This window comes from Massilia sp. FBCC-B171 (assembly GCF_059134155.1).
Genome location: NZ_CP101443.1, coordinates 5507713 through 5520293 on the forward strand (window position 1 = coordinate 5507713; position 12581 = coordinate 5520293).

The following is a 12581-nucleotide window of genomic DNA, read 5'->3' on the forward strand; positions in this document are numbered from 1 at the left end:
ACACAACCGTGCCGATTCTACGCCCGAATTTAACGAGACAGGTGGCGCTCGCCTATCGTGCCGCGGCTTTTTCTTCGCGTGGCACCGCGAGGCGCCCGAGGGTCTCGAGCTTGCCGCCGCGCTCAGTCAACAGCACCATTTCTCCCTGCGCCAGCGATTCCCCGGTCAGGGCGCGGATGTTGACGTCGTGGGTGACCAGCACCAGCGGCGTGCTCTCCTGGCGCGCAGCCAGGCGTGCCCGCAGCTCGCGCAGCTTGGCGGCCGACTGGTTCGACTCGTCGTTGAACATCGAATCGAGGCTCGGCTCCGGCTCTGCCTTGCCGAAGGCCAGGCGCGCGGTGTCGAGGCAGCGGCACCAGCGGCTGGACCAGACGGCGCCAGGGCTGACTTTCTGGCGCCGGAAGGCGGCGCCGATCGCGCGCGCGTCCGAACGGCCCGCATCCGACAGGTTGCGCTGGGTCGCGCACTGGTCCAGTTTGAAACCGGGCGGGTCGCCGATCCCGGGGTTGGTCGTCGCATGGCGCATCAGCACCGTCACGCCGCCGCCGCGCAAGGCCTGCCAGAGCGCATCCTCGCTCAGCGGCGCCGCGTGCAGCGGCAGCTGGGCCAGCGTGACCAGTAACAGGCAAAAACGCAGTCTCATGGGAGCTCCGGTCGGGTGTATGCCAGGCAGTATGCGTCCAGATTTGCTGGCGCGGCGCGCCGCTTATGTTAGGCTTTATTCATTGTTTTTTGAGAATGAGATGATGGGAAGTTTACGCAGCATGCAGGTCCTGGTCCCCTTCTGCGTCGCCACGGCCCTGGCGGCGCCGGCACAGGCCGCGCCCGCGTGCGCCACTTATGGGCGCGAACTGGCCATCATGGTCGAGGCGGCCGACGCCGTGCGCAGCCGTGTGGATTACCTGGCGCTGCCCGAGGACCGGGTGGCGGCGAATCACCTGGCGCAGCTGGACCTGGTCGAGCGCGATAACGCGGCGCGCCTGAGCACTTTATTGGCCGCCTGCGGCTGGCCACGCCGCAGCGTCGAGGGCGTCGAGGCCGCGCAGCGCGCCTGGCTGGTGGTCCAGCAGCGCAGCGAGGACATGGCCTTCCAGCGCCAGGCCGTGCGCCAGCTCGAACTGGCGGCCCTCGATGGCGAAGCCTCGGTGATGCACCTGGCCACCGCCGCGGACCGGCTGGCTGTCAGGGAAGGACAGCCCCAGCGCTACGGCACCCAGCTGCGCCAGGTCGGCCCCTGCAGCTGGGACTATCACCTGCTGGACGACCTGGCCCGGGTCGAAGCGCGCCGCAAGCGGCTCGGCTTGCCGACGCTGGAGGATCACAAGCGCAGCATCAACGCCATGATCATCACCGAAAACTGCCCCACGCAAAGCCAGACGGCGCCTTCCGCAAACCGATAAAACATACGGTATATATCGTTTATTTTGTATGAATCATATAAACGATACTACCGTTCGTTTTGCCGTATTTCAGGGCAGTTTTTACCTTGCCCCAAAGATGCCAAAAGACAATTTAAAACCCTGAAAACCCCGCTTTAAAAACCTTCAAGAACCACCTTGCCGCTGGCCGCGCCGCTTTCGATAAACGCGTGCGCCCGGCGCAGGTTGGCGGCATTGATCGCGCCCATGTTCTGGGCCAGGGTCGTGCGGATTCGGCCGTCGTCGACCAGCTGCGCCACTTCGTTGAGCAGCCGGTGCTGGGCCTGCAGGTCCGGCGTGTTGAACAGCGACCTGGTAAACATCAATTCCCAGTGCAGCGAGATGCTCTTGCGCTTCAGAAGGCGCACGTCGATCGGTTCCGGGTCGTCGATCAGCGCCAGCTTGCCCTGCGGTTTGATGGCATTCACGAGCGCCGTGAAATGCTTGTCGGTGTGGGTCAGGCTGATCGCATAGTTCACTTCGCCCAGGCCGGCGTCGATCAAGGCCGTATCGAGCGGCGTGCTGTGGTCGATCACGTGGTGGGCGCCGAAGATGCGGGCCCACTCGCGGGTTTCCGGGCGCGAGGCGGTGCCGATCACGGTAATGCCGGTTAATTGGCGCGCCAGCTGCACCAGGATCGAACCAACCCCACCGGCGGCGCCGACCACCAGCAGCTTTTCGCCTGCGTGGCCGCCAAATTCCAGTCCCAGGCGGTCGAACAGCAATTCCCAGGCCGTGATGGCCGTCAGCGGCAGCGCCGCCGCTTCGGCAAAGCCGAGCGTGGTCGGCATGCGCCCGACGATGCGCTCGTCGACCAATTGGAGTTCGCTGTTGCTGCCCGGGCGGTTGATGGCGCCCGCATACCAGACCCGGTCGCCGGGCCGGAACAGCGTCACTTCCGGGCCGACGGCGCGCACGATGCCGCTCGCGTCCCAGCCAAGCACGCGCGGGTCGGCCTGGATATCGGGCGGCAAACCGCGACGCACCTTGGTGTCGACCGGATTGACGGACACCGCGTGGACTTCGACCAGCAGGTCGTGGCCGGTGGCGACCGGGTCGGGGAGCAGGATGTCCTGCAGGGCGTCGTCGTTTTCGGCGGGCAGGGATGCGAAGGCGGCGATGGCTTTCATGGTGAACCTCGTATTGGATGGGATGAGAGCAGTGTAATGCGCGCACAGGTTCAGCGCCGGCGCCCCCCTTTTCGTTGCTGGAATTAATCGACCAATTCGACCCGGCAAGTTAGCGAGATAGCGGGTTGGCGCCGCCGGCTTCTCCCATCTAATTGTGCGCCGGTTACCGGGCGCTTGCTACTAAGATGGGCGTAGCGGAATGACAACAGCATTCCGAGCTGCCTCGCCATGCGCGTGTAAAGCGGCTCCGCCCGACACCATCCAGAAAGGATTCACCATGACCGCTCCCGAGCGCTATCCGCTCACGCTGCGCATCAACGGCCAACAACACGACATGCAACTCGAAGCCTGGGTGACCTTGCTGGATGTGTTGCGCGAGCGCCTCGACCTCACCGGTTCGAAAAAAGGCTGCGACCACGGCCAATGCGGCGCCTGCACCGTCCTCGTCGACGGCAAGCGCATCAATTCCTGCATGACCCTGGCCGTGATGCAGAACGGCCGCGAGATCACCACCATCGAAGGCCTGGCCGAAGGTAATAAACTGCACCCGATGCAGCAGGCCTTCATCGACAACGACGCCTTCCAGTGCGGCTACTGCACGCCGGGCCAGATCTGCTCGGCCATCGGCTTGATCAACGAAGGCCAGGCCAAGACGGTGGCGGAAGTGCGCGAACTGATGAGCGGGAACGTGTGCCGCTGCGGCGCCTATACGGGCATCCGCAAGGCGGTCTGCGCGGTCGCGAAGATCGAGGGCGGCGACAATGCCGACCGCCCGGTCGTTACCGGCACGGTGCCCGCATGAACCCGTTCACCTTTTCCCAGCCGGGCGACGCGCAAGCGGCGCTGGCACAAGTGGCGAGTAACGCCAGTTTCGCCGGCGAAGCCGTGCGTTTCATCGCCGGCGGCACCAACCTGATCGACCTCATGAAAGAGGGCGTGATGGTCTCGAGCCGCCTGGTCGACATCAACCGCCTGCCGCTCGATAAAATCGAGGAAGAAGACGGCGGCCTGCGCCTGGGCGCCCTGGCGCGCAATGCCGACACGGCTTACCACCCGCTGGTACGCGAACACTATCCGCTGCTCACCGCTGCCATTCTCGCGGGCGCGTCTCCCCAGCTGCGCAACATGGCGAGCAACGGCGGCAACCTGCTGCAGCGCACCCGCTGCTATTATTTTTACGACGTCGCCACGCCCTGCAACAAGCGCGATCCGGGCAGCGGCTGCTCGGCCATCGGCGGCATCACCAAGCAGCACGCCATCCTGGGCGGGAGCGACCACTGCATCGCGACCCACCCGTCCGACATGTGCGTGGCGCTGGCCGCCCTCGAAGCGACCGTGCACGTCGAATCGGCGCGCGGAAAACGCGCGATCCCGTTTGCGGAATTCCACCGCTTGCCGGACGACGCGCCGCAGTACGACAACGTGCTCGAAGCCGATGAACTGATTACCCACCTTACCCTGCCCGACGCGCGCCGCTACGCGCGCCATTCGGCCTACATCAAGATCCGCGAGCGCCTGTCGTATGCCTTCGCGCTGGTGTCGGTCGCCGTGGCGCTCGACATCGGTTCGGACGGCATCATCCGCAGCGCGCGCCTGGCACTGGGCTCGGTGGCGCATAAACCCTGGCGCAAGCCTGAAGCCGAAGCGCTGCTCGAAGGCCAGAAGGAAGATGCGGCCCTGTTCGGCCGCGTGGCCGACCTGCTGCTCGAGGGCGCCGTCGGCCAGGGCCACAACGATTTCAAGATAGGACTGGCGCGCAAGGCCATCGTGCGTGCGCTGCAGACCGCGGTGCAAGGCACCGTCACCAATACCGGAGAGCCGAATGACTGACCTGATCCAGGCTTTGAAAACCCCTGTCGCCGAGCCGGGCACCGGCCAGGTCGTCACGGGCGGCGCCGTCTCGCGCGTCGACGGCCGCGCCAAGGTCACGGGCGACGCCCGCTATGCCGCCGAATACGCCTCGCCCGACATGCTGTATGGCGTGGTCGTCAGCGGCACCATCGCCAAGGGCCGCATCCTCGACATCGATATCGAGGAAGCGATGCTGCTCCATGGCGTGGTCGAGGTGATGAGCCACCTGAACCGCCCGAAGGTGCGTTCCTTCGACATCTCCTACAAGGACATGACGGCGCCGGCCGGCTCGCCCTTCCGCCCGCTCTACGACGACCGCATCCTCTACAGCGGCCAGCCGGTGGCGCTGGTGCTGGCCGAGAGTTTCGAAGCGGCGCGCCGCGGCGCCGCCCTGGTGCGCGTGCGCTACGAAGAGGAAGAGCACGACACCCGCCTGGTGGCGAACCTGGACCGCGCCTATACGCCGCGTCCACTAAAGGCCGGCTACGAGCCGCCGCCCAAGGAAAAGGGCGATGCCGAGAAGGCTTATCAGGCAGCGCCGGTCAAGATCGCGTCCGAGTTCTATCACGGCGTCGAGCATCACAATCCGCTCGAGCTGTTCGCCTCGACCGTGATCCGCGAGGACGATGGCCATCTCACCATCTACGACAAGACGCAAAGTTCGCAGAACAGCCGCTGGTACGTCTCGCACGTGTTCGGCCTCTCGAAAGACAAGGTCACCGTGCGTAATCCGTACGTGGGCGGCGCCTTCGGTTCCGGCCTGCGCCCGCAATACCAGCTGACGCTGGCCGTGATGGCCTCGCTGCACCTGAAGCAGTCGGTGCGCGTGCAGCTGACGCGCCAGCAGATGTTCAGCTTCGGCCATCGCCCGGAGACGGTGCAGTGGGTGAAACTGGCGGCCGAGCGCGACGGCACCCTGACCTCGATCCAGCACGAAGCGATTGCCGAGACCTCGCAGATCGAGGACTACGTCGAAGTGGTGGTGAACTGGTCGGGGCTGCTGTACGCCTGCGAGAACATCAAGCTCGATTACAAACTGGTGCGCCTGGACCAGTACACGCCGCTCGACATGCGCGCCCCGGGCGCGGCGCACGGCATGCATGCGCTGGAAGTGGCGATGGACGAGCTGTCCTATGAACTCAAGATGGATCCGCTCTCGCTGCGCCTGAAAAACTACGCCGAGCGCTCGCCGGCCGACGACAAGCCGTATTCGAGCAAGGAACTGCGCGCCTGTTATGAACAGGGCGCCGAAAAATTCGGCTGGTCGCAGCGTCCGCTGGCCACGCGCGCGAAAAAGGAAGGCACGGAATACGTCGGCTGGGGCATGGCCACCGGGGCCTGGGATGCGCTGCAGATGTTCGCGCGCGCCAGCGCTGTGATGCATGCGGACGGTCGTTTGGTGGTGTCCAGTGCCGCGACCGACATCGGCACCGGCACCTATACCGTGATGGCGACGATCGCCGCCGAAGCCATGGGCCTGCCGCTCGAGCGCGTGACCTTCCAGCTGGGCGACTCGACCCTGCCGGCCGCGCCCATCGAAGGCGGTTCCTCGCACGTGGCCACCGTCGGTTCGGCCGTGGCGGGCGCCTGCGACAAGCTGCAATTGACGCTCTTGCGCTATGCCCAGTCGGACCCCGATTCCCCGTTCCGCGACAAGCGTGTAAAAGACGTCGAATTCGCGGGCGGCGTCATGCGCCTCAAGAAAGACCCGAACACGTTCATTTCGCTCGGCACCATCGTCGGACGCGCGGGCCGCGAGCGGATCGAGGAAAAGTATCTGATGCTGCCCGCCGTGCTCAAGCAAAGGAAATTCCGGCGCATGGTGCACTCGGCCGTGTTCGTCGAGGTGCGGGTCGATGAGGAACTGGGCGTGGTGCGCGTGACGCGCGTGGTCAGTGCGATTGCGGCCGGGCGCATCATGAACACGAAAACCGCCACCAGCCAGATCATCGGCGGCGTGGTGTGGGGCATCAGCCAGGCGCTGCACGAGGAAAGCCATACCGACCACCGCTTCGGGCGCTTCATGAACCACAACCTGTCCGAGTACCACGTGGCCGTGAATGCCGACATCCACGATATCGACGTCGTCTTCGTCGAGGAGGATGACCGCATCGTCAGCCGCCTCGGCGCCAAAGGCGTGGGCGAAATCGGCCTGGTGAGCGTGGCGGCGGCGGTCAGCAATGCGATCTATCACGCGACCGGTAAACGCATCCGCAGTACGCCGATCACGCCGGAGAAGGTGCTGGCCGGCGGGCCGTGAGGCCGGTATGAAGACCCTGCGCGCGGCATGCAGCGCTCTGGCGGCAAGCCAGCTGCTGGTGGGCTGCGCGCAGCTGCCGCCCGCGGCATCCGTGCCGCGGGACGAGGTGATCACGCGCCTGATGGCGCGCGAACACGTGCAGGGGCTGGCACTGGCCGTGATCGACCGGGGCCAGGTCATCAAGGTGGCCAGTTACGGCTGGAGGAATAGCGAACGGCGCCTGCCGCTCACGACCGATACCGTGATGTACGGCGCCTCGCTGACCAAGACGGCTTTTGCCTACATGCTGCTGCAGCTGGCGGACGAAGGCAAACTCGATCTCGATGCGTCGGTTGCCACCCTCCTCCCGCAAGCCTTGCCCGCCTACCGTGGCAAGGACAATGACTACACCGATCTCGCCGCGGACCCGCGCTGGCGGTCGCTCACACCCCGCATCCTGCTCACCCACAGCGCCGGCTTCTCCAATTTCAGGCGGCTGGAACCGGATAGACGCCTGCGTATCCACTTCGATCCCGGTAGCCGCTACGCCTATTCGGGCGAAGGATTTTATCTTCTCCAGCTGATCGTCGAACAGGGGCTGGGACTCGATGCGGGCCGCGAAATGCAGCGCCGCGTGTTCGACCGCTTCGGCATGCGCACGACCGGCATGATGTGGCGGCCTGATTTTGCAGACAAGCTGGCCGACGGCTACCGCGCCGATGGCAGCATGGAACCGCACGACGAGCGTAGCCGCGTGAGCGCAGCCGGCTCGATGGACACGACGATTGCCGACCAGGCACGTTTGTGGAGCGGCATCCTGCGCGGCGAGGGGCTGACCGCCCGTTCGCGCGCCGAATTGACCCGGGCCCAGCTGCCGATCCGCTCGCGTCACCAGTTCCCAACGCTGGCAAGCGAGGACGGCGCAGCGCCGGCGGGACTGGCCGCCGGACTGGGCCTGGTTACCTTCCGCGACCGCAGCGGCGCCGGGTGGTTCAAGGGCGGCCACAACGATTCGACCGGGAACATGGTGCTGTGCCTGGAAAACGGCCAGCGCTGCGTGGTCCTGCTGGCCAATGACGTGCGCGCCGAACACCTTTTCCCCGAGATCGCGCGCCTCGTGCTCGGCGAGACCGACATGCCCTGGTCCTGGGAATACGGCTGGTTCCAGCCTGGCGCCGGCGGACCCTGACGCGATCCAACATTACCCACCCACCAGGAGCTCCCCATGAGAACCATCCCCGTCACCAATGGCACGCTCGACTCCTCGCGCGAAGACCTCGGACGGCTCGTCCTGCGCGTCGCCCTCGCCTTGCTGCTGCTGTTTCACGGCGTCTCGAAACTGATGGGCGGCGTCGGCTTCATTACCGGCATGCTGGAAAAAATGGGGCTGCCCGGGGCGATCGGCTACCTGGTGTACGTGGGCGAAGTCATCGCGCCCGTGCTGATCCTGGTCGGCGTGTGGACCCGCCTGGCCGCCCTGATCGTGGCCGGCAACATGATGGTCGCCGTGCTGCTGGTCCACACCAAGGAGTTTTTCACCATGTCGCAGACCGGCGGCTGGGCACTCGAACTGCAGGGAATGTACTTCTTTGCCGCGATCGCGGTGGCCCTGCTGGGCGCGGGCCGCTACAGCCTGGCGGGACGCGGCGGCAAGTGGAACTGAGCGGAGCACCCAGATGAAACGATCGAACGAAAAAGCCGCCATCGTCACCGGCGCCTCGCGCGGCATCGGGCGCGCGATCGCGCTGCGCCTGGCGCAGGATGGGTTTGCGGTCACGGTCAACTACGCGAGCCGCGCGGACGATGCGAATGCGGTCGTGAACGAGATCGTGGCGGCGGGCGGACGGGCCATTGCGCTGCAGGGCGACGTCGCAAGTGCGCAGGATTGCGCGCGCCTGTTCGACCAAACCGAACAAGCCTTTGGCGGAGTCGACGTCGTCATCAACAATGCCGGCGTGATCCAGCCCGGCACCACCATGCTGGCCGACACCGATGACGCCCTGTACGAGCGCATCTTTTCGATCAACACGCGCGGCACTTTTAATATGCTGCGCCTGGCCGCGACGCGCATGCGCACGGGTGGACGCATCGTGAATTTCTCGACCAGCGTCATTGGCCTCGCGCTGCCGGGCTATGCGGTGTATGCAGGCTCGAAAGCAGCGGTCGAAACGTTTACGAATATCTTTGCCAAGGAGTTGCGCGGTAAAGGCATTTCGGTGATGGCCGTGGCGCCGGGGCCGACCGCGACGGAACTATTTTTGGACGGGAAGCCGGCCGAACTGGTCGAGCGCCTGGCGCAAGCCGCGCCGCTCGAGCGGCTCGGCACGCCCGAAGATATCGCCAACACCGTCGCTTTCCTGGTCGGGCCGCAGGGGGAATGGGTGAATGGGCAGACGCTGCGGGTGAATGGCGGGATTGTGTAAGCCTTAGTCCATGCGCAAGTCGTAATGCACGTCCCTGCGGTCTTCCTGCTGCGGGCCGCTCACCAGATAAGTCCCCCAACCCAGGCGGCCGGCATGGCGTTCCCCGGACAGGGTCGCGCCGCACACGTCGGCCGCGCGCAGCACCAGCTCCACTTCGTATTCGAGCGCCACTCCCGTAAACATGGCAGTGAAACTTTGCAGGGCACGCGCTGCCAGGCCGCCCGGCAGGAAGGTCTCGAAGCCGGCGCGGTCGAGCGGGCCGACGACGATGCGCAGGCGCAGGTCGCGCTGCCAGACCCGTTCGCCGGCGATCGCGCGCGTGCCGAGGGTGGCGCTGTCGCAGCCGAGGGTGCTTTGCTGGGCGGGCGGCACGCCATACCAGGCGCCGACGAATTGTTCGACTTTTACAGGCTGTCCGAAATATTCGCTCAAGACGCGCGCCATCTGCACGCTCGACACCGGGCGTTGGCGGATCGAGGCGGCGAAATAGGCGAGCGACTCGTCGAGCACGGCGCCGTTCTCGGGCTGCCCCAGGCGCCGGCGCAGCGCGGGGTTGCCCAGGCCCGCCAATCCCAGCAGCAGCGGCAGGAAGCTGTCCTTGCCGCCCAACTCGTATTTCAGGTGCAGCCGGTACTTGCGCCAGGCTTCATAAAACAGCGCCAGCGAGCGGTTCGAAAAGGTGTCGAGGAAGGCGCGCGCGCCCTCGTCCTTGTCGTTGAACTGCTGCTCGGCGACGCGCTCCGTGTAATGCGGCGGCAGCACGCCATGCCCGCCCAGGAGGCCCATGAAGGTCGGCGTCACCCGAATCCATTGAAGGGTGGACGCCTGCAGCGCCGCGCCGAGCGAGGCGGCGGTTGGCTCGATCGTGCGCGGCTCGACGTGGATCGCTTCCAGCTGGCTGGCCGGAAAGCGCAGCGAGGTCGAATTCTGAAAGCGCAGAAAATTCGCGACCAGGCCGTGCTGGGGAGTGCCGTGCTTGCGCAGCCAGAGTTCGAGCATGCGCACCGCCTGGAAGTACTCGAAGCGGTAGGGTTCCCGGAACAGGCGCTCGATTACAGCAGGCTCAAATCGCCGCTTTTGGGTAGGCATGTGAATAACTCTTCTCCGGTTTTCGCCGAGACCATCACCAGTTGCGTGAAGCTGTTGGCGTGCACGTACAAGGCGAGGAAACGTTCGACGATGTGGGCGAAGGCGTGGATGCCGCTGCCGATAAACGCCTCCTCATCGATGCACAAGCGCACCTGCACCCCGCGCACCAGGCAATTGAAGGGATTGCCGGACAGCCAGGCGCTGGTGGCGCGTTGTTCGATGCCGGTGATGCCGCCGATCTGGCGCTGCGAGGAGGGTGAACGGGGCAGGTCGTACAGCGCCAGCATCTCCCTGAACGCTTCGACGCCGCCGGCGCTGATCGACAGGTGGTTCAGGGCCAGGTGCGAGATCAGGCGCCAGTGCGCGCTGCGCCCGCTGGGAAAGCGCCAGGAGGTGCTCGGCTTGCGCAGGAAGCTGATGGTGCGCACGCTCGAGCCGCCTTCGAGGAACAGATCGCCACCGGCCTGGCCATACGCGAGCAGGGCGGGCAGGTCGCGGTTCGAGCAGGTCAGTTCCAGGTTCAGGGTGTCGGTCTCGACGGCCGCCGGATCGAAATCGATGTCGACGATGGCGATTTGCGTCTCGAAGCCGGGGCTGCGTTCGGCCAGGGTCTCGTCGCGCCGCATCGCCCAGTAATGGCCGTTCTGTTCGGCCGTCTGGGCATGCTGCAGCGAATAAAAGGGGCGGAATTCGACCACGCTTTCGCCTTGCGGCGTCTGGCGCACCAGGTTCACCGAATCGATCGATTGCACTTCGAAGGCAAAGGCGCGGCGGGCGTCGGCCAGCACCGGATAGCTGGCCGTGGTGTGGGTCAGGCGGATCGGCTCGCCGCGCTGGTGGAACAGGTTGATGACCGGCGTGCAGCCGAGCAGCACGTTGTTGGTCGACAGGGTGCCGAGCATGCGCGCCATGTTCGAATCGCTGCGGATGCCGCTCAATGCCAGGTGCAGCGTCACCGATCTCGCGTGGGGGGCGAGGGCGCCGATGGCGGCCAGGTCGATATCGAAAAAATTGAATTTTTCGGGAAAACAAAAATACTCGGTCAGCAGGCGGTAGGCGGCATGCGAGCGCGCCGGAAAATCGATCAGGGAATCGTCTTCGTCAAAGCCCGCGGGATGGAGCGGAATGACGGGGACCGCCAGCCAGCGCCCGCTGCCGTCGGCTTCGACATAGGCCGCTACCGCGCGCATGAACAGGGCGTCGCGCAAGGCCGCGCAAAACGAGGGCTCGCCATCGATGAAGACGCGCAGCCGCGGCAGCTCGAGCGCGCCGAACTTGATTTGCTCGGTGCTGCCGGCAATCGTGAGGCTGATGCTGGACGTGGCGCCGGCGGGAGGGCGCAGCGCTTCCGGTGCGCGCAGGATCTCGGAAAAGCGGGCCTCGCTCAGCGCCAGCGGGGCGATCGCCACCGGATACACGGTGCGAAAGGTGCAGGCGGCGCCGCGCACCGGGCGCGTGGCGAGCTGGGTGCCGCGCGCGATGGTGGCGGCCGCCGTCTGCTGCTTGGCCGCGCCCGTAAAATCCATGCGTGCGATCGAGCAGGAAGGAAAGGGGCGCAGGTAATGCGGGTACAGCACGTCGAACAGGGCTTCCGTGAATTCCGGGTAGTCGTCGTCGAGGCGCTTGGCGATGCGCGCATTGAGCAGGGCGAACGACTCGATCATGCGTTCGGTATGCGGGTCTTCGCAGACTTCGCCGCTGATCAGGAGGCGGCCGGCGATCTTCGGATAGCGCTCGGCGAATTCGCGCAGGTTGCGCCGCAGGTAGCCGAGCTCGCTTTCGTAATACGGCAGTAATTGTTCCACTATTCTATGCTCCCGCCGGCGCGGCGCGGCCGGCCTTGCTGATGCTGTAACTCAGGGTCGATGGCTGCAGCACGGCATCGAAGTTGACGGCTTCCTGCGAGGCGCTGCCGACCAGGACACCGGTAATCGAAAAATCCAGGCGGTTCACGGCGCCCTGGCGCATCTCCAACGACGCCTTGACCTTGCGCAGGCGCGGCTCATGGCAGGCGATCGTCTTTTCGATGCACATGCAAATAAAGGCGCGGTCCGAGGGGCTCGACAGGGACAGCTCGGCAAAGTCCTGCATGCCATAGCTGACGATCGAGCGCGCGCACTCGGGGTAATCCTTCAAATAATCTTCCGGCAGCACCGCACGCGTATTCAGCAGCGCTTCCAGGTCGCGCGCCACGGCATCCTTCATGTCCTCGAGCGACATGCGCCCGCCGCGCAGCGGTACCCCGAGCAGGCGGTCGAACAAGCCTTGCGTGCTTCCTTTCATCGCATTCCCCTTAATTTAGCTTCGTAGTGTTACCGCGCGCGCCAGCCTGAATGTTGAAAAAAGATAAGGAACCGGCATCGCCCGTCGTGGCGTTGTGCAAACCCGACGTTTGAGGAAACGCAAATCCCGTACAGGGAGGGCAGTGCTA

12 protein-coding genes are annotated in these 12581 nt (G+C 65.4%); 7 read left to right on the top strand and 5 right to left on the bottom strand.

Features of this window, described 5'->3' with window-relative positions; all coding sequences use genetic code 11:
• Nucleotides 1–52 precede the first annotated feature (52 nt).
• The gene (locus NMB41_RS24895) at nucleotides 53–643 is read right to left on the bottom strand and encodes a histidine phosphatase family protein (RefSeq protein WP_494380405.1); all 591 of its coding nucleotides are present in this window, start codon (nucleotides 641–643) and stop codon (nucleotides 53–55) included.
• A gap of 100 nt (nucleotides 644–743) precedes the next feature.
• Here NMB41_RS24895 and NMB41_RS24900 point away from each other — a divergent pair, with 100 nt between their 5' ends.
• Entirely contained in the window at nucleotides 744–1400 is a 657-nt protein-coding gene (locus NMB41_RS24900; protein WP_494380406.1) for a DUF6624 domain-containing protein, read from the top strand.
• 134 nt (nucleotides 1401–1534) lie between these two features.
• Here NMB41_RS24900 and NMB41_RS24905 read toward each other — a convergent pair whose 3' ends face one another.
• On the bottom strand, nucleotides 1535–2548 hold the full coding sequence (locus NMB41_RS24905) for a zinc-binding alcohol dehydrogenase family protein (RefSeq protein ID WP_494380407.1): 1014 nt from the start codon (nucleotides 2546–2548) through the stop codon (nucleotides 1535–1537).
• Between the two features lie 277 nt (nucleotides 2549–2825).
• On the opposite strand from NMB41_RS24905, the gene NMB41_RS24910 reads away from it, so the two are divergent.
• The 6 genes from NMB41_RS24910 to NMB41_RS24935 are packed head-to-tail and all read left to right on the top strand — an operon-like array spanning nucleotide 2826 to nucleotide 9061.
• The gene (locus NMB41_RS24910; RefSeq protein WP_494380408.1) at nucleotides 2826–3350 is read left to right on the top strand and encodes a (2Fe-2S)-binding protein; all 525 of its coding nucleotides are present in this window, start codon (nucleotides 2826–2828) and stop codon (nucleotides 3348–3350) included.
• Nucleotides 3347–4378, top strand: coding sequence for an FAD binding domain-containing protein (locus NMB41_RS24915; protein WP_494380409.1), 1032 nt, complete (start codon nucleotides 3347–3349; stop codon nucleotides 4376–4378). The genes NMB41_RS24910 and NMB41_RS24915 overlap by 4 nt, the downstream gene beginning before the upstream one ends.
• Entirely contained in the window at nucleotides 4371–6659 is a 2289-nt protein-coding gene (locus NMB41_RS24920) for a xanthine dehydrogenase family protein molybdopterin-binding subunit (protein ID WP_494380410.1), read from the top strand. The genes NMB41_RS24915 and NMB41_RS24920 overlap by 8 nt, the downstream gene beginning before the upstream one ends.
• Before the next feature lie 7 nt (nucleotides 6660–6666).
• Entirely contained in the window at nucleotides 6667–7827 is a 1161-nt protein-coding gene (locus NMB41_RS24925) for a serine hydrolase domain-containing protein (RefSeq protein ID WP_494380411.1), read from the top strand.
• Nucleotides 7828–7863: 36 nt separating this feature from the next.
• Complete coding sequence (locus tag NMB41_RS24930) at nucleotides 7864–8301, top strand: DoxX family protein (protein WP_494380412.1); 438 nt, start codon at nucleotides 7864–7866, stop codon at nucleotides 8299–8301.
• A gap of 13 nt (nucleotides 8302–8314) precedes the next feature.
• Nucleotides 8315–9061, top strand: coding sequence for an SDR family oxidoreductase (locus tag NMB41_RS24935; RefSeq protein WP_494380413.1), 747 nt, complete (start codon nucleotides 8315–8317; stop codon nucleotides 9059–9061).
• A 3-nt stretch (nucleotides 9062–9064) separates the two neighbouring features.
• Here NMB41_RS24935 and tssG read toward each other — a convergent pair whose 3' ends face one another.
• From tssG to tssE, 3 genes are read right to left on the bottom strand one after another with little or no spacing between them, the layout of a single operon-like run.
• Nucleotides 9065–10150 carry a type VI secretion system baseplate subunit TssG gene (gene tssG, locus NMB41_RS24940; protein WP_494380414.1) on the bottom strand — a complete coding sequence of 362 codons (1086 nt, stop codon included), beginning with the start codon at nucleotides 10148–10150 and terminating at the stop codon, nucleotides 9065–9067.
• Nucleotides 10114–11955 (bottom strand): type VI secretion system baseplate subunit TssF, encoded by a 1842-nt coding sequence (gene tssF / locus NMB41_RS24945; protein ID WP_494380415.1) that lies wholly within the window; start codon nucleotides 11953–11955, stop codon nucleotides 10114–10116. The genes tssG and tssF overlap by 37 nt, the downstream gene beginning before the upstream one ends.
• Nucleotides 11956–11959: 4 nt before the next feature.
• Nucleotides 11960–12433 (bottom strand): type VI secretion system baseplate subunit TssE, encoded by a 474-nt coding sequence (tssE, locus tag NMB41_RS24950; RefSeq protein ID WP_494380416.1) that lies wholly within the window; start codon nucleotides 12431–12433, stop codon nucleotides 11960–11962.
• Nucleotides 12434–12581: the final 148 nt, after the last annotated feature.